At 72.3% G+C, this 19,624-nt stretch carries 23 protein-coding genes; 8 read left to right on the plus strand and 15 right to left on the minus strand.

What is annotated here, in order from left to right:
• Nucleotides 1–136 precede the first annotated feature (136 nt).
• Genes ACIHAD_RS28900 through ACIHAD_RS28910 form a run of 3 tightly spaced genes read left to right on the plus strand, consistent with a single transcriptional unit; the run spans nucleotide 137 to nucleotide 2,623 of the window.
• The gene (locus tag ACIHAD_RS28900) at nucleotides 137–805 is read left to right on the plus strand and encodes a hypothetical protein (RefSeq protein WP_397357773.1); all 669 of its coding nucleotides are present in this window, start codon (nucleotides 137–139) and stop codon (nucleotides 803–805) included.
• Nucleotides 802–1,446: a hypothetical protein gene (locus ACIHAD_RS28905; protein WP_397357774.1), complete on the plus strand. Its 645-nt coding sequence runs from the start codon at nucleotides 802–804 to the stop codon at nucleotides 1,444–1,446. The genes ACIHAD_RS28900 and ACIHAD_RS28905 overlap by 4 nt, the downstream gene beginning before the upstream one ends.
• A 7-nt stretch (nucleotides 1,447–1,453) precedes the next feature.
• The gene (locus ACIHAD_RS28910) at nucleotides 1,454–2,623 is read left to right on the plus strand and encodes a hypothetical protein (RefSeq protein ID WP_397357775.1); all 1,170 of its coding nucleotides are present in this window, start codon (nucleotides 1,454–1,456) and stop codon (nucleotides 2,621–2,623) included.
• Here the strand turns inward: ACIHAD_RS28910 and ACIHAD_RS28915 are convergent.
• Entirely contained in the window at nucleotides 2,610–3,851 is a 1,242-nt protein-coding gene (locus tag ACIHAD_RS28915) for a hypothetical protein (protein WP_397357776.1), read from the minus strand. The genes ACIHAD_RS28910 and ACIHAD_RS28915 overlap by 14 nt on opposite strands.
• Nucleotides 3,852–4,066: 215 nt before the next feature.
• Here ACIHAD_RS28915 and ACIHAD_RS28920 point away from each other — a divergent pair, with 215 nt between their 5' ends.
• The gene (locus tag ACIHAD_RS28920; RefSeq protein ID WP_397357777.1) at nucleotides 4,067–4,621 is read left to right on the plus strand and encodes a helix-turn-helix domain-containing protein; all 555 of its coding nucleotides are present in this window, start codon (nucleotides 4,067–4,069) and stop codon (nucleotides 4,619–4,621) included.
• Here the strand turns inward: ACIHAD_RS28920 and ACIHAD_RS28925 are convergent.
• From ACIHAD_RS28925 to ACIHAD_RS28970, 10 genes are all read right to left on the minus strand, one after another.
• Complete coding sequence (locus tag ACIHAD_RS28925; RefSeq protein WP_397357778.1) at nucleotides 4,597–5,349, minus strand: methylated-DNA--[protein]-cysteine S-methyltransferase; 753 nt, start codon at nucleotides 5,347–5,349, stop codon at nucleotides 4,597–4,599. The two genes, ACIHAD_RS28920 and ACIHAD_RS28925, sit on opposite strands and share 25 nt — an antisense overlap.
• The gene (locus ACIHAD_RS28930; RefSeq protein ID WP_397357779.1) at nucleotides 5,346–5,906 is read right to left on the minus strand and encodes an RNA polymerase sigma factor; all 561 of its coding nucleotides are present in this window, start codon (nucleotides 5,904–5,906) and stop codon (nucleotides 5,346–5,348) included. The genes ACIHAD_RS28925 and ACIHAD_RS28930 overlap by 4 nt, the downstream gene beginning before the upstream one ends.
• A 103-nt stretch (nucleotides 5,907–6,009) precedes the next feature.
• Nucleotides 6,010–6,312, minus strand: a complete 303-nt coding sequence (locus tag ACIHAD_RS28935) for a DUF1416 domain-containing protein (protein ID WP_364326453.1) — start codon at nucleotides 6,310–6,312, stop codon at nucleotides 6,010–6,012.
• Nucleotides 6,312–7,151 carry a sulfurtransferase gene (locus ACIHAD_RS28940; RefSeq protein ID WP_357706202.1) on the minus strand — a complete coding sequence of 280 codons (840 nt, stop codon included), beginning with the start codon at nucleotides 7,149–7,151 and terminating at the stop codon, nucleotides 6,312–6,314. Before ACIHAD_RS28940 ends, ACIHAD_RS28935 begins: the two co-directional genes overlap by 1 nt.
• The gene (locus ACIHAD_RS28945) at nucleotides 7,148–7,561 is read right to left on the minus strand and encodes a DUF4395 domain-containing protein (protein WP_397357780.1); all 414 of its coding nucleotides are present in this window, start codon (nucleotides 7,559–7,561) and stop codon (nucleotides 7,148–7,150) included. Before ACIHAD_RS28945 ends, ACIHAD_RS28940 begins: the two co-directional genes overlap by 4 nt.
• Nucleotides 7,562–7,735: 174 nt before the next feature.
• Nucleotides 7,736–8,194: a thioredoxin family protein gene (locus ACIHAD_RS28950; RefSeq protein WP_397357782.1), complete on the minus strand. Its 459-nt coding sequence runs from the start codon at nucleotides 8,192–8,194 to the stop codon at nucleotides 7,736–7,738.
• Nucleotides 8,195–8,222: 28 nt separating this feature from the next.
• Nucleotides 8,223–9,038 (minus strand): anti-sigma factor family protein, encoded by an 816-nt coding sequence (locus ACIHAD_RS28955; protein ID WP_397357783.1) that lies wholly within the window; start codon nucleotides 9,036–9,038, stop codon nucleotides 8,223–8,225.
• The gene (locus ACIHAD_RS28960; RefSeq protein WP_397357784.1) at nucleotides 9,035–9,547 is read right to left on the minus strand and encodes a sigma-70 family RNA polymerase sigma factor; all 513 of its coding nucleotides are present in this window, start codon (nucleotides 9,545–9,547) and stop codon (nucleotides 9,035–9,037) included. Before ACIHAD_RS28960 ends, ACIHAD_RS28955 begins: the two co-directional genes overlap by 4 nt.
• A gap of 37 nt (nucleotides 9,548–9,584) precedes the next feature.
• The gene (locus tag ACIHAD_RS28965) at nucleotides 9,585–10,250 is read right to left on the minus strand and encodes a DUF2993 domain-containing protein (RefSeq protein WP_397357786.1); all 666 of its coding nucleotides are present in this window, start codon (nucleotides 10,248–10,250) and stop codon (nucleotides 9,585–9,587) included.
• Nucleotides 10,251–10,320: 70 nt separating this feature from the next.
• Nucleotides 10,321–10,572: a MoaD/ThiS family protein gene (locus tag ACIHAD_RS28970; RefSeq protein ID WP_397357787.1), complete on the minus strand. Its 252-nt coding sequence runs from the start codon at nucleotides 10,570–10,572 to the stop codon at nucleotides 10,321–10,323.
• Between the two features lie 176 nt (nucleotides 10,573–10,748).
• Between ACIHAD_RS28970 and ACIHAD_RS28975 the strand changes: the two genes are divergently transcribed.
• From ACIHAD_RS28975 to ACIHAD_RS28985, 3 genes are all read left to right on the plus strand, one after another.
• Complete coding sequence (locus tag ACIHAD_RS28975) at nucleotides 10,749–11,441, plus strand: winged-helix domain-containing protein (protein ID WP_397357788.1); 693 nt, start codon at nucleotides 10,749–10,751, stop codon at nucleotides 11,439–11,441.
• 100 nt (nucleotides 11,442–11,541) lie between these two features.
• Complete coding sequence (locus ACIHAD_RS28980) at nucleotides 11,542–14,988, plus strand: tetratricopeptide repeat protein (protein ID WP_397357789.1); 3,447 nt, start codon at nucleotides 11,542–11,544, stop codon at nucleotides 14,986–14,988.
• Nucleotides 14,989–15,089: 101 nt separating this feature from the next.
• Nucleotides 15,090–15,458 (plus strand): hypothetical protein, encoded by a 369-nt coding sequence (locus ACIHAD_RS28985; protein WP_397357790.1) that lies wholly within the window; start codon nucleotides 15,090–15,092, stop codon nucleotides 15,456–15,458.
• Nucleotides 15,459–15,520: 62 nt separating this feature from the next.
• On the opposite strand, the gene ACIHAD_RS28990 is transcribed toward ACIHAD_RS28985, so the two are convergent.
• A complete protein-coding gene (locus ACIHAD_RS28990) occupies nucleotides 15,521–16,735 on the minus strand; it encodes an aromatic acid exporter family protein (protein WP_397357791.1) in 1,215 nt (404 codons plus the stop codon).
• Nucleotides 16,736–16,838: 103 nt separating this feature from the next.
• Between ACIHAD_RS28990 and ACIHAD_RS28995 the strand changes: the two genes are divergently transcribed.
• A complete protein-coding gene (locus ACIHAD_RS28995) occupies nucleotides 16,839–17,435 on the plus strand; it encodes a dienelactone hydrolase family protein (protein WP_397357792.1) in 597 nt (198 codons plus the stop codon).
• 47 nt (nucleotides 17,436–17,482) lie between these two features.
• Here the strand turns inward: ACIHAD_RS28995 and ACIHAD_RS29000 are convergent, their stop codons facing one another.
• From ACIHAD_RS29000 to ACIHAD_RS29010, 3 genes are read right to left on the minus strand one after another with little or no spacing between them, the layout of a single operon-like run.
• A complete protein-coding gene (locus ACIHAD_RS29000; protein WP_397357793.1) occupies nucleotides 17,483–18,331 on the minus strand; it encodes a PHP domain-containing protein in 849 nt (282 codons plus the stop codon).
• A 17-nt stretch (nucleotides 18,332–18,348) separates the two neighbouring features.
• Nucleotides 18,349–19,044 (minus strand): anti-sigma factor family protein, encoded by a 696-nt coding sequence (locus ACIHAD_RS29005; protein WP_397357794.1) that lies wholly within the window; start codon nucleotides 19,042–19,044, stop codon nucleotides 18,349–18,351.
• A complete protein-coding gene (locus ACIHAD_RS29010; protein WP_397358043.1) occupies nucleotides 19,041–19,538 on the minus strand; it encodes a sigma-70 family RNA polymerase sigma factor in 498 nt (165 codons plus the stop codon). The genes ACIHAD_RS29005 and ACIHAD_RS29010 overlap by 4 nt, the downstream gene beginning before the upstream one ends.
• Between the last annotated feature and the right edge of the window lie 86 nt (nucleotides 19,539–19,624).

Genomic DNA, 19,624 nt, shown 5'->3' on the forward strand with positions numbered 1-19,624 from the left:
AGGGGCCAGCCCTTTTCCGCTCCGTGACAGCGTATGAGCTTCCACCCCCGTAGCGGCAGAGTTCGCGGCAATTCCCCCCACCAGAAGGGAGCATTGCGGCAGATGGGGCAAGCGTGACCTATTACCATCCATACCCATGACCGAACCCTCCGGCGGCAGCACGAGACCCACACGCCCTGTGGTGGTGCCCATCGTGGCTCTCGTGGCGGTCACGGCCGTCGGCATCACCGCCTTGCTGGGCGGCCTGAACGAGGCCCCCGACAAGGGCCCGGACCTGCTCGGCCAGGGCGCGACGCTCGACCAGGGCCGCTACTCCACGCGCTTCGTCGAGTCGCGGGTCAAGGTGGAGAGGGCCAAGACCCAGTTCGACGAGGACAAACGGTTCGTGGAACTGGTCTTCGACGTCACCAACAAGGGGGACGAGACGTCCAGCGTCGGCCTGCCTCCCGACCCGGCCAAGCCGGACAAGGCGTGGCTCGGCCAGTTCTTCGCCGACTCGCTCGTCTCCATCAGCCCCAAGTTCTCCAAGGAGTCGGGGCCCTTCGTCTACGCCGTGGACAAGGGCGACGAGACCCGGCAGCTCCATCCGGGCGTGACCAGCCAGGTCCTCGTCCGCTACCGGCTCGGCGCGACCGAACGGCCGCCGGACAAGGTCACGTTCGACGTGGCCACCTTCGAGTACGCCCCCGGCTTCGAGGACGAGCGGCTGCGCTGGCAGATGGTCGCCGAGGAGAAGGAGGACAAGTTCTTCCCCGTGGTCAAGGCCCGTGTGACGCTGCCGGTCCAGGCGGGTGAGGGGGCATGACCGCCACCCAGCCGCGCTCCTCCGCCGTCCCCGACCGCGGCGACCGCCGTACCGGACGCCGGCAGGGGGGCGGCTCCACGCTGCTCAACGCCTGCGCCGGGTTGCTGCTGGCGGCCGCCGCCGTCGGGCTCCAGACGTTCCACCTGTCCGCCAACGAGGCGAGCGCCAAGGTGACCTACACCGGCGTCAAGGGCGAGAGCGTGGACGCCCGGCGGTTCACCGTACGGCTCGACTCGTTCCTGGCGACCAGGACGATCCAGGACAGCGACCGGACCATCACGACGGACAACCTGTTCCTCGTGGTCAACGCCTCGGCCAAGTCGAGCCTCAAGCCGTACCACCTGGGTCAGCCGGAGCTGCTGACCACGGACGGCAAGAAGTTCGACGCCACCGACCGCGTGGCGAGCCCTCTGACGCTGGCCAACACGTGGGTGCAGCCCGACATCTGGGTCAGCGGGCGGTTCTTCTTCGAGGTTCCTCCATCGGCGTTGCCGGGGGCGCGGGTGGTCTTCGGGCTGCCGGCCGAGGTGGTGGTGGAGCCCTTCCAGCCGGAGGTCGAGATCGACCTCGGGCTCGACGAGGAGGCCGCGCGCAAGCTCGCGGCCTCGCCGCAGGCCGTCTACTCCACCGTCAAGAAGTGATCGCACTGTGAGCACGAACGAGCGCGACTGGTTCGCCCCCAAGACCGACCACCAGTCCGAGGACCCGCCCCCGCCCCCGTCGGCCTTCCCGCCTCCCCCGGCGTCACCGGACCCCGCGACGCCCCCGGGCCCCCCGGCGGCACCGCAGGCACCGCAGGCGGGACCGCCGTCGCCGCAGGCGCCGTTGCCCGCCAGGCCACCCAGGCCGCGCCGCCGCCGTACGGGCGCCCCGCGCGACCGCGCCACCCCGCCGCCGAGCCCGCCGCCGAACCACCCCACGCCACCCCCCGGCTACGGCACCCCTCCCGCAGGCCACGGGACGCCGCCTGCCGGTCACGGCGGCCCACGGCCCGGCCAGGGCCTGCCCGGCGCGGGGCAGCCGTCCGCCGGGCACGGGTTCGGGCAGCAGGGGCCGGGACGGGGCCGGTTCGTGCACCCCGATCAGCAGGTCTGGCCGCCCGCCCCGCGCGAGTCCTCCGGAGGCGGCAGCACGCAGCCGTTGCCCGCCATCCGCCCCGGCATGAGCATGCCGTCCCCGCAGCGGGCCCCCGGCGCGGCGTCCGTGCCGCCGGCGGAGCAGCCGCCGGCGGCGCCGCCGGACCCGCCGCAGCCCAGGCGCGGCCGGCTGGTCCTGGTCGCCGTGGGCGCCGCCGTGGCGTCCGTCGTGGCCATGGGCCTCAACACCTACGACGGTTACGTCTTCTACGACACGACCGTCACCGACGGGATCAAGACCACGGAGATCGATGTCGCCCCCGGCCGGTCGGGCAAGGTGCACGACATCGAGTGGAAGGCCGCCCTGAACCCGGTCCCGGCCCCCCAGGGCAGCAAGCACGGCCCCGAGGTCACCTGGCTGAAGGTGGACATCACGCAGAAGCTGATCGACGAGGGCAGCGCGACCATGACCGCCCCGCCGGGCAAGGCCAGGCTGGAGGACCACGCCGGCCGGACCTGGACGGTGGAGTTCGAGCTGGGCGACCGCCCGACGGACCGGCTGGAGCTGGGCAAGGAGTACAAGATCGAAGGCATGGCCATCGTGCCGACCCCGGTCGCGAACGAGGTCGAGCTCTCCTTCACGCCCAGCGACTACCGCTCCGACACCCCCACGGCGGACTACTTCAAGCGCGAGAAGGCGGGCAAGCCGGAGGCGGACGTGCTGCGGTTCAGACGTCGCTGAGCGGCTCGCCCTTGAGCCGGGCCCGCGTGGCGGCCAGGTCGTACGTGGCCGCCAGCAGCGCCATGGTGAGCACGGTCACGACCATCCCGCTCACGAACGTCACCGGCCCCTGCTTGTAGGCCCAGGCCCACTCGGCCTGCGAGCCGACGAGCGTCACCACGGCGCGCTCGGCGTACTGGGCGCCCACGGTGAGGACGACGTAGCACAGGCACATCATGCCGAACAGCGGCGCGCCGCCCTTCACGATCATCCGCAGGGAGTTGGCCAGCGGCAGCCAGCGGTCCCGGAAGCCGCCGGTGAGCTGGTCGAACGACCTCTTGGTGAGGTCGTGGCTGTCCTCCAGCCGGTCCACGCCCCGTTCGAACCGGGTGCCCTTGACCAGGTTGCGGGTCTCGTCGGAGAAGGCGCCGAACACGAGCATCGCCACGGTCAGCCAGGCCAGCGGGACGGCGACGCCGTCGATGAAGTACGGCCAGAAGTCGCTCACCGCGCCCGTGACCGTCTCCCACAGCGGCACGCTCTTCTCCGCCTGCTCCACCAGGTCCTCCGTGCCGGCGACCACGCTGCGGTGCTGCACCCAGTCCGAGCGCAGCCCGGCGATGGCGACGGTGGCGTTCAGGCCGTAGAAGACGAAGGCGAACTCGGAGAAGGCGGCGCCGAAGCCGTACAGCTTGCCCTTGCCCTGCTCCACGAGCTTGGCGAACAGCCACTTCAGGCCGAACAGCACGACCATCGCGCCCAGCGACACCCGCCAGTCGAGGTCGGTGAGGCCCTTGCCGACGTGGGTCTCCTCGCCGAACCAGGACGCCGACGTCATGTCGTAGAAGTGGTGGTTCATGTCCATCTTCTGGAGGTCGCGCGCGTCCTCCACGTGCCAGCCCCACGACAGGTAGAGCACCGCGAAGGCGGGGGCCACCCGGTCGAGCACCCTGAAGAAGCGCTCGTCCTCGACGCCCTCGTTCCTCCTCGCGCGCATCTCCCACAGCGCGCCGCGCAGGGTGTGGAGCATGCCCGTGGTGACCGTCATCACCGCGAGGACGATCAGGGTCAGGAAGGTGACCGTGCCCACCAGCCGGACCTGCCGCAGGTCGCCGTAGGCGAGCTCGGTGGCGGCGTACAGCAGGGCGAAGCGCACGACCTGGCCCGCCGCGTACCAGAGGATCAGCGGCAGCGCGCATCTCCCCGCGAGGCGCAGCGCGTGCAGGGGCAGCGAGTACGGCGACGGCATCCGCTGAGCCGGCGTAGACCCTGGTCGGGGCGGCGCCATCACACCTGTCGATCCGGACATCTGCTGAATCGTAGCGGTCTGCCCCTTACGCCGCAGCCGCAACCCGCGGACACCCGGTGACCAGCGTGTCCGCGAGCCGTTCCGGAGCAGTGACAAATGCGGGAGACAAGGGATCGGCGGTCCACATCGGACGAGCCGTGCGGCACGATGGCGTTATGGAGCCGCTGCCCGCGTTCGACCAGGACCCCGCCGTCGTCGGTGATCGGCTGCGGCGGCTGCGCCAGGCGCGCGGGGTCTCGCTGTCCGAGCTCGCCAAGCGGGCGGGCATCGGCAAGGCCACGCTGTCCGGCGTCGAGACCGGCACCCGCAACCCCACGCTGGAGACGCTCTGGGCGATCACCGCGCAGCTCGGCGTGCCCATCGGGGCGATACTCGACTCCCCGCCCGAGCCGCAGACCATGCGCGGCACCGCCATCGAGGCCGACCTGCTGGAGGTCTTCGAGGACGACAGCGTCACCTACGAGCTCTACCGCATCCGCGTGCCGCCGGGCGTCACCCAGACCTCGCCCGCCCACCACAAGGGCGTCAGCGAGCACGTCACGGTCTTCAGCGGCACGCTCAGCGCCGGCCCGATCCACGAGCCGCTCACGGCCGGGCCGGGCGACCACATCTCCTGGCTCTCCGACGTCCCCCACGGCTACCGCGCGCACGGCCCCGACGTCGTGCGCGCGACCCTCCTGATGCGTTACCCGGCCAAGCCGCCCACCTGAGCGGGCCGGCAGGTGCGGCACGGCCGGTAGCCGGCGGCCCTGGCCTGGGCGAGGCTGCGGAAGCCGTGCCGGTGCGCGGGGGTGATCCGGCGGGCGTTGTGGCAGGTCGGGAAGCACACCACGCCGGTGGTGTCGCTGGCCAGGTAGAACACCCGCTCACCGGCCAGCGCGCGCACCCGGTCGAGATCGACGCCCTCGGCCAGCAGCAGCCGTTCCTTGGCCGCCCGGCCGAACACGTAGTCGCCGGTCACGCCGTCGGACCTGACGACCCGGTGGCACGGCACGAGCAGCGGCACCGGGTTGCCGCCGAGCGCCGTCCCGACCGCGCGTACGGCCCGCGGCCGGCCGATCTGCGCGGCCACCCACGAGTAGGGCCTGACCTCGCCCCTCGGGATCGTCCTGACCGCGTCGAGCACGTCACGCTGGAAGCCGCTGACGCCGCGCAGGTCCAGCGGCACCTTGCCGAGACGGCCGGTGCGCAGCGCCGGCACCAGCCCGGCGGGCGGCCGGTCGGCGGCCAGCAGCGGCCGACCGAAGCGTCTCCTGAACGAGGCGGCGAAGTCGTCGCCGGCGTGCACGTACGCCACGCCCTGGTCGGTGAAGGCCACGCGCAGCTCGCCGATCGGCGCGGGCACGCTCACCCAGCGGGCGGCGATCCGGTCGAGCAGCCCGGCGGGCGCGTCGGTGGCCAGCCCGGCCAGCCCGGCCAGTAGCGAATCATTGTTCATCGGGCACCTCCCAGTTCGCGAAGCCGCCGCAGCCCGCGCGACACGTGCGATTTGACCGTGCCCTGCGGAATCCTGAGCACGGTGGCGATCTCGCTGACCGGCAGGTCGACGACGTGCCTGAGCACCACCGCGGCCCGCTGCTCCTCGGGCAGCAGGCCGAGCAGCTCCGACAGCTCGTCGCCGGTCTCCCTGCGGGCCGCCGCCGCCTCGACGTCCTGGGCGGGATCGGGCTCGTCCACGGGCTCGTCACGCAGGTCAGGCGGCGGTTTGCGGGATTTCGCCCTGGCGCAGTTGCGCCAGATGTTCATGAGGATCGTCATCAGCCAGGCCCGCGGCTGCAACGCGGCCACGCGGTCGGGCCCGTAGCCCGCCAGGGCCCGGTACGCCCGCAGGAACGCCTCGGCGGTGAGGTCCTCGGCGTCGGCCCAGCGCCCGCTCAACCGCAGCGCGGTCGAGAAGACCAGGCCGCGGTGGGCGGCGTACAGCTCGGCGAAGCCCTCGTCGAGGTCGTCGAGGAGCGCCTTGCGCACCGGGTCGAGACAGTCGGTTCCACTCACGCTCTCTACAACACCGCCGCGCCGGGTTTCGTTGCGTCCGCCCGAAACGCGGACGGGGCCCGTGTCCGGTGTGGACACGGGCCCCGCCTTGGCGCTGTGGAGCTCAGACGGCGACCGCGAGCTGGGAGACCTCACCCAGCCTGGCCTCCACCTGAACGTCCCGGGTGACGCCGCCGCCCGCGATGATGCGGACGGTCCAGTCGCCGGGAGCGGCGAAGAAGCGGAAGACGCCGTCGTCGGAGACGACGACCTCACCGGTGAACTCACCGGAGTTGTCGAGCAGCCGCGCGTAGGCGGTGGTGGCGCCCGTCACCACGCCCTGGATGACGGCCTGGTTGGACAGATCGATCCCGGCCGGCAGCGCGATGGTCTGCTCCGGCGCTCCGCAACCCTGTGCAGTGGTCATCAGCGGGCCTCTCCCAGCTCGATCGGCACGCCCACGAGCGAGCCGTACTCGGTCCACGAACCGTCGTAGTTCTTCACGTTGGCCTGGTCGAGGAGCTCGTGCAGCACGAACCAGGTGTGCGCCGAGCGCTCGCCGATGCGGCAGTAGGCGATGGTGTCCTTGCCGAAGTCGACGCCGGCCTCGCCGTAGAGGGCGCGCAGCGCGTCGTCGGACTTGAAGGTGCCGTCGTCGTTCGCGGCCTTCGACCACGGGATGTTGCGGGCGGTGGGCACGTGGCCGCCGCGCTGGGCCTGCTCCTGCGGGAGGTGGGCCGGGGCGAGCAGCTTGCCGGTGAACTCGTCGGGCGAGCGCACGTCGACCAGGTTGAGCTTGCCGATCGCGGAGACCACGTCGTCGCGGAAGGCGCGGATCGCGCTGTCCTGCTCCTGGGCGACGTACTGGGTCTTGGCGCGCTCGGGGACGTCGCGGACCAGCTCGCGGGAGTCGAGCTCCCACTTCTTGCGCCCGCCGTCGAGCAGCTTGACGTCCTGGTGGCCGTAGAGCTTGAAGTACCAGTAGGCGTAGGACGCGAACCAGTTGTTGTTGCCGCCGTAGAGCACGACGGTGTCATCGTTGGAAATGCCGCGGTCCGACAGCAGGGCCTCGAAACCGGTCTTGTCCACGAAGTCGCGGCGGACCGGGTCCTGCAGGTCCTGCCGCCAGTCGACCTTCACGGCGCCACGGATGTGGCCCTTGTCATAGGCGCTGACGTCTTCGTCGACCTCGACGAGTACGACGCCAGGGGTGTCGAGGTTGGCCTCGACCCAGTCGGCGTCCACCAGTGCGGCGGAGCGGCTCATTGGGAAACCTCCATGTTGGCGGCGGGCAGTAGACGGCGGGTGAGCAGGTACGTTTCGCAGCCGAGGCAGAATCCGAAGGCTGCGTTGAGGAAGGCGGCGAGGAGAGCCGCGGCCGTGGCCCCGAGGGCCAGCGGTGTGATCCCGGCGGCGAACCCGGCCAGCCCCGCGACCGCGAAGAGCAGCCCGACCCCCTGCGCGAACCGCGGCGGGCGAGCGTCTTCGGTCTCCTTCGGCGCGCTCCTGACGAGCGCCTTGAAGAGCATCGTGTACGGCGAGCGCCGCGCGATCCCCAGGGCGAAGACCACCGCCTGGACGGCGAGCAGCCACCCGCTGCCCGTCACGAGGACGAGAGCGAGGACCAGGGTGGTGACGGCCGCGCCGAAGCGCAGAGCTCTGGGATCAGCACGCATCGCAGGATGCTCCCGAAGGGGTCGGATGGGGCGGACCAGATGTCCGCGGTGACCGTCCTCAGGCAGCGCGACAGAGCGCGGTGGCGACGCGGCAGAAATCAACCGCGCGCCGCTTCGTGAGCAGCTCTGTCGACGGGTTCATGGCATCGACACTACTCGTCGTCTCGCCATCTGTCACATCTCGTCCGAGTTCTGAGACAGTTCGTGAGACGGCCGTGACTCCCCGGAGGGGATCGCGACCGCCAGCGCGGCCAGCACGTCGGCCTTCCGTGGCTGGCCGGACGCCTTCTTGACGACATTCCCTGACGGATCCAGCACAAGTACGGTGGGCGTGCGCATGATGTCGAGCCGGCGCACCAGGTCGAGCCGGGACTCGGCGTCGATCTCGACGTGCGCCACCCCCGGCACGAGCGCGCTCACGTCGGCCAGCACCCGCCTGGTCGCCCGGCAGGGCTGGCAGAACGCGGTCGAGAACTGCACCAGCGTGGCCCGCTCGCCCATGGCGGCGCCCAGCATGTCCGCGGTCAGCCGTTCCCCGGCCGCCGCGCGCACCCGTCCGTCGCGGCGCAGACGTACCACCCCGATCACCGTTCCGAGCGCCAGCGTCGCCAGCGCGATCCACAGGCCCGTCACCTCAGGCTGCAACCATGACCGCCCGCGATTACTTCCGCGCCGGGCCGTCGACCTTGACCAGGACGCGTCCTGTTCCGTCGACGACCTCGAAGTGGGTGATGTCCCGCATGAGCACCGGCGTCTCCATCTGGAAGACGGTCTCCTTGCGGTAGGTCTCGCGGCTGACGGTCCAGCTCCCGGCCAGCTCCCGCCGACCCCTGTCGTCGTAGACGGCCAGGCTGCAGTCGGTGCCGACCGGCACGTTCCGCACGGTCACCAGCAGCTCGGTGTTCCCGGCGCCGGGCAGGGCGTAGACCGTGGCGTAGTAGTCCTTGGCCGGGTTCTCGCCCTTGAACGCCCGGCCGTCGCCGGTGCGCCCGGCCGTCGTGGGCATCGCGCTCGGCGACGGGACGGCCTTCCTGAGCTGGGCGTCGGGCGCGGCGTCGCTGGCGACGAAGCCCTCCGTCTCCGGCGACTTCCCGGCCACCGATGACTGGGGGGCGGCCGCGGGCGCGGCCGCGCTCTGCTGCGGGACGTCCTGCCGGGTGACGGTCCAGACCGTACCGCCCACGGCGATCACCGCGACGGAGGCGGCCACGGCCAGCATGAGCCGGCCGCGCCGGTACCGCCGGGCGCGGGCGTTGAGCAGCCGGTCGAGCACCTGGCGCGGCGGGCTGGCCACCAGCTCGACGTCGCGCTCGGACACCTTGCCGAGGAAGGCGGCGACGCCTTCGAGTTCGAGCAGCTCGGCGCCGCAGGTCTCGCAGGTGGCCAGGTGATTGTCGATCTCCAGCGCCTCGTCGGGTTCGAGCGCGCCCAAGGCGTGCGCGCCCATGGCGATGCGCACTTCTTCACAGGTCGTCACGGCGCCAGCCCCCGCTCTTCGAGTGCCAGCTTGAGCGCGCGCAGCGCGTAGTAGGTGCGCGACTTGACCGTGCCCGGCGGAATGCCCAGCGTCGCCGACGCCTCCTTCACCGATCGCCCCCGGTAGTAGACCTCCTGCAGCACCTCGCGGTGCTCGGGCCGCAGCGCGGCCAGCGCCTCGGCCACGGCCCACGACTCGACCGCCCGTTCCAGCTCGTCGTCGGCCGGCAGGACCGCGAGCGCCTCGTCGCCGGTCTCCTGCGGCCTGGCCTTCCTGGCCCGGTGCTGGTCGACCACGAGGTTACGCGCCACCGTGAACAACCACGCCCGGATGGGACGGCCGGAGAGGGCGTCGGGGTGCCGCCAGGCCCGCAGCAGCGTCTCCTGCACCACGTCCTCCGCACGTCCGGAATCACCCGTGAGTCGCAGCACGTATCCGTAGAGTGGCCCGGCGTGCTCGTCGAAGAGGGTGCGTACGAGCTCCTCGTCCGCGGTGCCTGCTGCGCTCACGCCCTCATCACGTACGGGGGGCCGCAGCGGTTCAGGCTCATCCACGGATCGGCACGTCAGACGCCTCGGCCGAGAACTCCAATCCGTCGGCCACGCTCTGGACCCCGGTGATCTTCACGTCGAAGGGCAGCCCGCCCTTGAACGGGATCGTGTAGGTGACGAAGTGGGCGAGCTGGTCGGGCACGCCCTGGATCTTCTCCGCCTGGAGCCTGATGGCGCCGTCGGCCACGTCGACCCGCATCTCCGCGTTGAACTGCATCTTCTGCGCCCCCACCGTCACCTCTCCCGACGCCACGAGCCGCCGCCCGTTGCCGCTGATCTTGATGCCCCGGGGCGCGTACTTGTCGATCGTGGCCCGGGTGAGCGTGCCGCTCACGGTGACGCGCCCGGCCCGGACGTCGGCTCGGTTCTGCAGCACGTCGGACAGGGGGGCGGTCACGTCGTAGGCGGCGCCGCGCAGGTTCTTCACCGGCACGCCTCCGTAGGTGAGGGTGCCGAGATCGAACCGTACCTCGGGATAGTGCCCCGAGACGGCCTGAGTGAGAAACGGGATGCCCTCGATGGTCACCTTCGGGGTGCCGCTGAGGTCGGAGGCGGCGGCGATCCGGTTGGCGAGGTCGCGCTCCACGCCGGCCACGGCGACGCGGTCGACGACGACGAGAAGGACGACCAGCACGATCAGAAAGATGATCAGCTTGCGCATGGGGCTCCCTGTCGGCGGGGGTTTCGAGCCTATCGATCCGGCGGTTCTCCTTCCCCGCCGGAGCTGACGATCACCCGCCGGCGAACGGCGGCAGCACCTCCACCGTGACGCCCTCGCCGAGCACGACCGTGTCGTGGGCGCGTCTGCCCACGGGAGCGCCGTCGACGAGGAACGACGAGCGGCCGACCACCAGGGCGAGTTCGGCCCGGTTTTCTGTGATTTTCGTCATGAGTTCTTCAAGAGTTGTCGCCTCGAACGACTCTTCCGCGACTCCGGCGGCCTCCTTGGCCGCCGCCCAATAACGTACTTTTCCAGTGGCCATGCGTTGCCTCACAATCGACTTCGCTCTATTGTGCGCCGTCCTTAACACGCATGTTTCAAAGGACCCGCTGTTCACCTGGTGGACGCGCAATGGACGCGACCAGGCCGTGGGATATCCTCGCGTACAGGACCTGGGCGACGTCGCCCCCGGGTCCTTGCGTGTTTGAGGAGGCCGTAATGAGCAACCTGCTGCTGCTGACCAACGCCCTCGAGCCGTCCTCCGAGGTGCTGCCGGCGCTCGGGTTGCTGCTCCATTCCGTCCGGGTGTCGCCGGCCGAGGTGTCGGCGCTCATCGACACGCCACCCTCCGACGCCGTCATCGTCGACGCGCGCAAGGAGCTCGTCCAGGCCAAGAGCCTGTGCCGGTTGATCCGCACCACGGGCATCGACTGCCCGCTGCTGGTGGTGGTGACCGAGGGCGGCCTGGCCGCCATGACCGCCGAGTGGGGGGTCGACGACGTGCTGCTCGAAACCGCGGGGCCCGCCGAGGTGGAGGCGCGGCTGCGGATGGCGACCGGGCGCAGGTCGCAGGCCGGCGCCGAGGACGTCCCCGACGAGATCCGCAGCGGCGACCTGTCGATCGACGAGGCCACCTACACCGCGCGGCTGCGAGGGAACGTGCTCGACCTGACGTTCAAGGAGTTCGAGCTGCTGAAGTACCTCGCCCAGCATCCCGGCCGGGTCTTCACCCGCGCCCAGCTGCTGCAGGAGGTCTGGGGCTACGACTACTTCGGCGGCACCAGGACGGTCGACGTGCACGTACGGCGGCTGCGCGCCAAGCTCGGCACCGAGAACGAGTCGCTGATCGGGACCGTCCGCAACGTCGGCTACCGGTTCGTGCCCGACCGGAGCGATTCCGCGCACGTGTGATCCGTTGACCCGTGTTCGCCCGATGTGACACTTTGTCGTTGGGACTGTTTCCAACCTGTCATGTCGAGGACACCGCCGTCCCCGGATTGGTGGTGGCGGCGTGGGTCTGTTCAGGTCACTCGTGGACGAGGGCGCGAGCCCCCGCCTCTTCCGCCGCGGCGAGCTGATCTGCTCGCCGGTCCGGCCGGTCAACCGCGTGCACCTGATCGACCACGGGTACGCCCGCGAGCACGTCCCCGGCGGTGACCGGGAGGTCGTGCACGACCTGCGCGGCCCCGGCGACCTCGTGGGCGAGCTGGCCTTCTGGAGCCCGGCGGAACGCGTCAAGGTGGACGCCCTGACCGAGGTCCGGGCCTTTCCGATCGACCTGCGGCGGTTACGCGAGCACGCCTCGGCGGGCCCGGCCGTGGCGACGGCGCTCGTCCAGGAGCTGTTCGCCAGGAACCTGGCGGCCCGCAGGCACGAGGCGCTGGCCCGCGCGCCGGTCGCGGCCCGGCTGGCCGTGTGGCTGCTGCACCTGGACGAGCGGTACGGGCTGGCCTCCCCCGATGCGCCGCCGCTGTCCATGGAGACGCTGGCCGACCTCGTGGGCAGCGCGCCGGACGTCGTGCAGCGGCAGCTCACGCAATGGGTCAGGCGCGGCTGGCTGGTGCGGCCGGGCTACCGGAAGCTGCGGATCGCCGATCCGGTGGCGCTGCGCGAGGCCGCGGGAGCCTGGGAGCACCTGGCCGAGCCGTGGCGCGGCCGGGTGACGCCGTTCCTCACGCGGCCGGGCGCGCAGGCCGGGCCGCTGCCGGTCGGCGAGCTGCCCAAGCCGCGCCAGCTTCCCGCCGACGTGTCCGACTTCACCGGACGGCAGCAGAGCCTCGACCTGCTCACCGCCTGGCTGGACCGGCCGCGCCGGACGAACACCATGGTCGTGCAGGGGCTGACCGGGGTGGGCAAGACCGCGCTGGTGACGCATTGGGGCCACCTGCACGCCGACCGGTTCCCCGACGGGCAGATCATGATCGACCTGCGCGGCCAGTCGCCGACCCAGCCGCCGATGAGCTCGGCCGAGGCGCTCGGGCAGATCCTGCGCTCGCTCGGCGTCGGCGAGCACATGCCGGCCTCCGACGAGGCCGAGTTGATGCTGCTCTACCGCAGCAGGATCGCCGGGCGCAGGCTGCTGCTCGTCCTGGACAACGCGGCCGACCCGGCCCAGGTGCGGGCGCTGCTCCCGGGCGGCAAGGACTGCGTGGTGCTGGTGACCAGCAGGACGCGGATGGCGCCGCTGCGGGCCACCGGGCACGCCGACCTCATGGACCTGTCGGTGCTCGACCCCGGCAACGCGGTGGCGCTGCTGGTGTCGGTGCTCGGCAAGGGCTCGCCGCGGGCCGCCGACCGGGACGCGCTGGCCGAGCTGGCCCGGGTGTGCTCGTACCATCCGTACGCGTTGCGGATCTCGGCGGCCAAGCTGGCCGAGGATCCGGCGTTGAACGTGCGGTCGCGGGTGGCGGAGCTGCGTACGCCGGACCGGCCGCTGGCCGGGGACCCGGAGGAGGCGTTCAGGTCGGCGCTGGACCTGGCGTACGAGTCGCTGAGCCCCGCGCAGCGGCGGGCCTTCCGGCACGTCGGGCTGCTTCCCGGGCGGGACTTCGCGCCGGAGGTGCTGGCGGCGGCGCTGGGCGTGCCGGTGGGCGAGGCGGTGGCGGCGGTGGAGGGGCTGCACCGGGCGTACCTGGTCGAGCCGCTGCCCGGGGCGCGGTACCGGGTGCACGACCTGGTCAAGTGGCAGGCCAGGGAGCTGGGCCGGCACGCCGAGGCGGGGGTGCGCGAGGCCAGGGTGCGGCTGCTCGACCACTACCTGGCGGTCGCGACCGATCCGGACACGCCGCGCGAGTGGTTCGAGGCCGAACGGCGTTCGCTGGTCTCGGCGGTGCGGCTGGCCGAGGAGAGCGGCGCGTACGGGATGGCCTGGCAACTCGCCGAGGCGGTGTTCGAGCCGTTCAGGAGGCTGCGGTACTACGAGAACAACCTGGAGGTCCAGCAGGCCGGGCTGACCTCGGCCATCCAGGTGGGCAACCGGCGGGCGGTCGCGCTCATGCGCAGCCATCTCGGCTCGATCCACCGCGACATCGGGCCCTCCACGCTGGCGGCCAGGTTCATCGGCGAGGCGCTGGCCGACTTCACCTCGCTCGGCGACCGCGCGGGGCTGGCCCGCGCGCTCAACGACCTGGCCGAGGTGCACGGCATCGCGGGCAACAGGGACGAGGCGCTGCGCCGCGCGGGCGAGGCGCTGGAGGTGCACCGGGAGATCGGCGACCTGGCCGGCGTGGCCGAGTGCCTGCACACGCTCGCCCTGCTGCACCTGTCGCAGGAACAGCACGACCTGGCCCTGCGGTACGCCGGCCAGGCGCTGCGCGTACGGGAGGAGCTGGGCGACCGCAGGGGCACCGCGCAGAGCCTGATCGTCTCGGCCCGGGTGCGGCAGAGCCTGGGCGAGCCGGACGCGGCGCTGTCGGAGGGCCTGGAGGCGCTGTCGATCTGCCACGAGCTGGGCGACGAGCACGCCGAGTCCGAGACGCTGCTGTGCCTGGCCGAGATCTACGACCGGCTCCGCCTTCAGCAGGACGCCCGGCGCGACGCCGAACGCGCCCTGGCCGGGTACACGGCCACCGGCGACCAGCACGGATGCGGGCGCGCCCTGTGCGCCCTGGGCCGGATCGCGCGCAACGGCTCGCGCTACGACGAGGCCCTGGCCTGCTACGAACAGGCGCTCACGGTGCAGGTCGAGCTCCACCACGAGCAGGGCAAGGCCGAGACGCTCGGCGACATCGGGCTGGTCCACTGGCGGCTGTCGGACTACCTGCGCGCCGACGACTACCTGAACCAGGCGCTCGTCATCAGCCGGGTGATCCGCGACGAGCCCGTCGAGGCCCGCATGCTCAACCGGCTGGCCCGGGTACGACGCCGCCAGGGCCTGCCCCAGGTGGCCTTCGTGTACGCGCTGGAGGCGCTGGACCTGGTCCAGGGGCTGGGGAACCGGCGGGCGGAGGCCGACGTGCAGGAGACGCTGGCGTACACGTACCTGTCGCTGGGGTGGCACGAGCAGGCGCTGTGGGCGGCACGGGCCTCGCTGGCGCTCCGGGAGGAGACGGGCGACGACAGGGCCAGCGCGCTGCTGTCGGTCGCGCAGGCGCTGCACACGGGCGGCGAGCCCGCGGCGGCCCTGAAGTACGCCAGGGAGACCGCCGAGCTGCAGAAGGAGAGGGGCACCAGGGACCGGTGGGCGTCGGCGCTCACGACGCTGGCCATGGTGCTGCTCGACCTGGACCGGGCCGAGGAGGCGCTGGCCCACGCCACGCAGGCCAGGGACGTGCACCTGGAGTGCGGGACGCGGCGTGACCTGGGCTGCGCGCTGCGGGCGCTCGGCCTGATCACCGCCAGGCTCGGGGACCGCGAGGCGGCGGTGGCCCACCTGACGGAGGCGGTGCGCACGCTGGACGAGGTGGGGGACGTCTTCGAGGGCCGCCGGGCGGCGCTGGACCTGCGGGAGCTGCCGTGAAACACCGCTAAAAGTCGGGAAATCTCGGAAGTGAGGTCGCAGATCTTCTCCGGACCTTCTCGTTAGCTGGTGCCACCAGCGACGACACGGAGGTGATCCGGATGCTCAAGAACCATATGCGTCGAGACCTGCAGTCACTCAAGCGATCGGCGCGCAGGGACCGGCGGGTGACGCTCGGCCTGCTGGCCGGGGTGCTGGCCGCCTGGACCCGCCAGCTCTCCCCCGGTGACCCGCCGCCGGGGCCGGGGGTGCTGCTCGCCCTCTCGGTCGGGCTGATCACCGCGTCGGGGGCGGCCTGGCTGATGGCGGCGTACTTCGCGGTACGGGCGGTCAAGCCACGGTCCGAACCGGTGGAGGTGCTGGTCTGGGTGGCGCGGGTGGGCAGGAGCAAGGAGTGGGCGTTCTGCTCGCTGGCCGCGTACGTGGCCTGGCACCTGCTCCAGTTCGTCACCGCGCTGCTCCTGGCCTGAACGGGGGCACGGCGGGCCGTCACCCCCGCGGTGGCGCCCCGCCGTCTTCGATCACCGGGGGATCACGACACGGGTCGGGGGCCCGTGGGAGGGAAGGCGGACCGGTGGGGGCCGGTGTCTGGGTCGAACTCGTGGCGGATCCTGGCACAGTCGTCGAGCAGGGCGCCGTACAGGGGCCAGAGGGGGCCCTTGGGGCGGGAGCCGGCCAGTTCGGCGGCCAGGTGGTGCTGCTGGTGCTCGCCCTCGCGCAGGGCCGCGCACAGGTCCGCCATGTCCCTGGACGTGGCCTTGCCCACCTGGATCAGGCCGAAGTCGCGGAAGATGCGCGACAGCGCGCGCAGCTCGTCGGCCAGGGGTTCGGGCAGGTCGGCGGCCTTCTCGCCGGGCAGGCCGCGGGCGCCGGCGATCAGGTCCACCAGCCCGCGCGCGATGCTCCTGAGCTGGTGCCCGGCGTGGTCGAGGCAGGTCGCCGCCTCGGCCGACTGGCGCAGACGCCGGTCGTAGCGGCGGCGCCGGCGGAAGGTCAGGCGCAGGGACTCGGCCGCCTGGTCGGCGGTGTCCTTGGTGTCCTCCAGGCGCTGGGACAGCTCGCGGGCGCGGTCGAGCCAATCGCGGGCCATGTCCTCCGTCCAGTGGCCGCTCAGCCCGTCGGCCATGTCCTGGGTCAGGTCGGCCAGCTCGGCCGACATGTCGCACAACTGCCTGGCCGCGTGCTCGACGAAGCGCGGCGGCAGGATGAGCAGGTTGGCCGCGATGCCGATGGCCGCGCCGAGCAGGACGTCGGCCAGGCGGGCGAAGCCGTACACGCGGCCGAGCGAGAGCACCAGCAGGGCGGTGATCGGGATCTGCACGTTCTGGGCCGGCAGGTTGAGCAGGCGGGTCAGTACGAGCCCGGCCGCCACCAGCACGCCCAGCGTCAGCGCGTTGACGCCCATCAGCCAGATCAGCCCCGTCGCCGCCCCCACCCCGACCACGACCGCCCCGACCTGCTGGAGCCCGCGTACGACCGTGCTGTAGGCGGTCGCCGAGACCGTGAGCAGCACCCCGATCGGCACCAGCACGGGCAGCGGCACCTTCAGCGCGAACGTGGCGAGCCACCACCCGAACACGCAGGCCAGCGTCACCTTGACCGTCTGGGCGAACGCGTCCCGCTCGGCCCCCAGCCACTCGCGGAACCCCTGGGCGCGCAGGCGTGCCAGCCCGGCCGCCGCGCCCGAGAGGATCCGCCCGAGCGGCGCGCCGGCGCTCTGCTGCTCGCGCCCCGGCTCTTTGTCCATACTCCCAGGTCAATGCCCATTCGGACGGTGAATAGAGGTCGCCGTGCCTGGGTAGCGGCAAGGTTGTGGCGCAGCGGGGCAGCGCGCCCGTCGGAGGTGAAGCATGACCGGCGACCTGGTCGTCCCTGACGCCGCCCGAGGGGTGGTGGTGTTCGCGCACGGCAGCGGGAGCAGCCGGCACAGCCCGCGCAACCGGTACGTGGCCGAGATGCTGAACAGAGGCGGCCTGGGGACGTTGCTGTTCGACCTGCTCACGCCGGAGGAGGAGGCCGACCGGGCGAACGTGTTCGACATCGCTCTGCTGGCCGGGCGGCTGCTGCGGCGTACCGAGGAACTGCGCGAGCAGGAGGAGGCGGCGGGGCTGCCGATCGGCTACTTCGGCGCGAGCACGGGCGCGGCGGCGGCGCTGTGGGCGGCGGCCGAGCCGGACAACGAGATCGCGGCGATCGTCTCGCGCGGCGGACGGCCCGACCTGGCCGGCGGGCGGCTGGCCGCGGTACGCGCGCCCACCCTGCTCATCGTCGGCGGCCGGGACCCGATCGTGGTGGACCTGAACGAGGAGGCGCAGCGGCACCTGCGCGCCGACAACCGCCTGACGGTCGTGCCCGGCGCGACCCACCTGTTCGAGGAGCCCGGCGCGCTGGAGAGCGTCGCCGAACACGCCCGCGACTGGTTCACCACCCACTTCACGGCGCCGTGACAGGCCCGGCGCCCTTCAGCGCGCGGTGACAGGCCCGGCGGCGCCTTTCAGCGCGCCGTGACGGGGGCGGCGCCCTTCGCCTGGCTGACCAGGCGTGCGTAGACCTCGGGGTCGGTCGTCTCGCAGCCCAGCCGGTGGCCGGTGAGCTCGCCGTGGTCGTCGCTCGACCCGGTCACCTCCAGCCCGAGCGTGGCCGCGAGGCGGCGCAGGTGGGCGCGGGCCTCGTCGTCGTGGTCGAGGTGGTCGGCCTCCACGCCGAAGAGCCCGGCCGCGGCCAGCTCGGCGATCCACTCGTCGGGCACCGCCTCGCCGCGCCTGAACGCCTTCGGGTGGGCCAGCACGGGCACCCCGCCGGCGGCCCGCACCAGGCGGACCGCGCGTACCGGGTCGAGGGCGTAGCGGGTGACGTGCGCGCGGCCGCCCGTGCCGATCCACTCGGGCGTGAACGCCTCCTCGGGCGCGGCCACGGCCCCGGCGGCGACCATGGCGCGGGCGATGTGCGGACGTCCGACCGGGCTGCCGCCGGCCAGCGTGGACACCTGCTCCCAGGTGATCGGCACGCCCAGCTCGGCCAGCCGCTCGACGGTCAGCCTGCCGCGCTCCTCGCGGGCCTGGCGGATGCGTTCGCACTCGGCCAGGAGCTCGGGGTCGGCGGGGTCGAAGAGGTAGGCGAGCATGTGGATGCTCTGCCCGGCCCGCCGGCACGACAACTCCATGCCCGGCACCAGCGTCAGGCCCTCGGGCAGCGCCTCGACGGCCGCGCGGTGCCCGGCGACGGTGTCGTGGTCGGTCAGCGCCAGCACGTCGAGGCCGCGCTCGCGGGCGCGGCGCACCACGTCGGCCGGCGGCTGCGTGCCGTCGGAGGCGGTGCTGTGGCTGTGCAGGTCGATGCGCATCGCTCGATGGTAGGCGGTCACACCTGGACGGTCGCGAGGATCCGGCCGTCGAGGGTCTCGATCGTGAAGTGGTTCAGGTCGTCCTGGGTGAGGCTGGTGCCGCCGTGCAGCAGCAGGGGGTCGGGGGCACCGGGCACGCCGTACCCCTTGTCGGGTACGCCCCAGCTCGCCACGGTCTCCGAGCGGCCGTCGTCGCCGAAGGCCACCAGCCGGCACTTCAGCGGCCCCTTGACGCCCTTGAGCTCCAGCGCCACGTGGGTGCCCCAGCCCTTGTCCTCGACGCCGACGACGCCGGACACGCCGGTCGCGGGGTCGCTGACCGGGTAGGTGCGGCCGGTCATGAGCAGGGCGCGGGCGGGGCTGTGCACGCTGTCGGGGTCGGGGCCCGAGGCGGCCGCGTTGACGGCGAGGAAGACGCCGGTCGCGACGAGGAAGCACGCGGCGGCCGACATGAGCCCCCGGTGGAGGGTCCGGCGGCGGCGCTCCACGGCGGCCCGGCGCACGATCAGCGACTCGACCGGGGACTCGACCGGCTCGGCGCGCAGGTCGTCGGGGTCGACGCCGCGCATCAGCTCCCCCATGGCCGCGAACGCGCCGACCTCGCCGGCGCAGCTCGGGCAGCCGTGCAGGTGGCGTTCGAAGGCGTTGCGCTCGTCGTCGTCCAGGAGCCCCAGCGCGTACGCCGCGACGTCCTCGTGGTGCACCTCGTTCATGGGAGCCCCACCCCCCTTTCCTCCAATGCGATGCGTAACGCCCGCATCGCGTAGTACACGCGGGACTTCACCGTGCCCACGGGCACGCCGATCGTCTCCGCGGCCTCCTGCAGCGTGCGATCGCGCAGGAAGGTCTCCGTGAGCACCTGGCGGTGCGCCGGCGAGAGCGCGAGCATGGCGTCGGTCACCACGATCTCACGCAGCAGGCGGTCGTCCTCGGCGGCCACGGCGTTCGCGCGTTCGGGGACCTCCTCCACGGTGTCGAGGGGACGCGTCCCGGCCCGGCGCCGGTCGTCGATCACGACCCGGCGGGCCACGGTGGCCAGCCAGGGCATCAACGAGCCGTTGTCGGTCCGCAGGTCCCCGAGGTTGCGCCAGGCGCGAACCAGCGTCTCCTGGACGACGTCCTCCGCCCAGCGCCGGTCCCCGCCCGTCAACCGGACGGCGAAGGCCATCAGCGGGGACCCGTATTCGCGGTACAGGGCCCGGACCATGGCTTCGTCGGTCACACGATGATTCACGCGGCGACTCCTCGCGCTGCGTACATCATGAAATGTCGCCCAGACAACTACTGATATTG

The sequence above is a fragment of the Nonomuraea sp. NPDC052265 genome, from assembly GCF_044547985.1.
Classification (GTDB): Bacteria; Actinomycetota; Actinomycetes; order Streptosporangiales; family Streptosporangiaceae; genus Nonomuraea.

Bases quoted from the DNA above. Each gene is read 5' to 3' on its own strand.
- ACIHAD_RS28915 (WP_397357776.1), bottom strand. From the start codon at position 3,851: ATGCCGTCGCCGTACTCGCTGCCCCTGCACGCGCTGCGCCTCGCGGGG.
- ACIHAD_RS28935 (WP_364326453.1), bottom strand. From the start codon at position 6,312: ATGACCACTGCACAGGGTTGCGGAGCGCCGGAGCAGACCATCGCGCTG.
- ACIHAD_RS28990 (WP_397357791.1), bottom strand. From the start codon at position 16,735: ATGGACAAAGAGCCGGGGCGCGAGCAGCAGAGCGCCGGCGCGCCGCTC.
- ACIHAD_RS29010 (WP_397358043.1), bottom strand. From the start codon at position 19,538: ATGGTCCGGGCCCTGTACCGCGAATACGGGTCCCCGCTGATGGCCTTC.
- ACIHAD_RS28975 (WP_397357788.1), top strand. From the start codon at position 10,749: ATGAGCAACCTGCTGCTGCTGACCAACGCCCTCGAGCCGTCCTCCGAG.
- ACIHAD_RS28945 (WP_397357780.1), bottom strand. From the start codon at position 7,561: ATGCGTGCTGATCCCAGAGCTCTGCGCTTCGGCGCGGCCGTCACCACC.
- ACIHAD_RS28995 (WP_397357792.1), top strand. From the start codon at position 16,839: ATGACCGGCGACCTGGTCGTCCCTGACGCCGCCCGAGGGGTGGTGGTG.
- ACIHAD_RS28985 (WP_397357790.1), top strand. From the start codon at position 15,090: ATGCTCAAGAACCATATGCGTCGAGACCTGCAGTCACTCAAGCGATCG.
- ACIHAD_RS29005 (WP_397357794.1), bottom strand. From the start codon at position 19,044: ATGAACGAGGTGCACCACGAGGACGTCGCGGCGTACGCGCTGGGGCTC.
- ACIHAD_RS28940 (WP_357706202.1), bottom strand. From the start codon at position 7,151: ATGAGCCGCTCCGCCGCACTGGTGGACGCCGACTGGGTCGAGGCCAAC.
- ACIHAD_RS29000 (WP_397357793.1), bottom strand. From the start codon at position 18,331: ATGCGCATCGACCTGCACAGCCACAGCACCGCCTCCGACGGCACGCAG.
- ACIHAD_RS28965 (WP_397357786.1), bottom strand. From the start codon at position 10,250: ATGCGCAAGCTGATCATCTTTCTGATCGTGCTGGTCGTCCTTCTCGTC.
- ACIHAD_RS28905 (WP_397357774.1), top strand. From the start codon at position 802: ATGACCGCCACCCAGCCGCGCTCCTCCGCCGTCCCCGACCGCGGCGAC.
- ACIHAD_RS28900 (WP_397357773.1), top strand. From the start codon at position 137: ATGACCGAACCCTCCGGCGGCAGCACGAGACCCACACGCCCTGTGGTG.
- ACIHAD_RS28970 (WP_397357787.1), bottom strand. From the start codon at position 10,572: ATGGCCACTGGAAAAGTACGTTATTGGGCGGCGGCCAAGGAGGCCGCC.
- ACIHAD_RS28925 (WP_397357778.1), bottom strand. From the start codon at position 5,349: ATGAACAATGATTCGCTACTGGCCGGGCTGGCCGGGCTGGCCACCGAC.
- ACIHAD_RS28920 (WP_397357777.1), top strand. From the start codon at position 4,067: ATGGAGCCGCTGCCCGCGTTCGACCAGGACCCCGCCGTCGTCGGTGAT.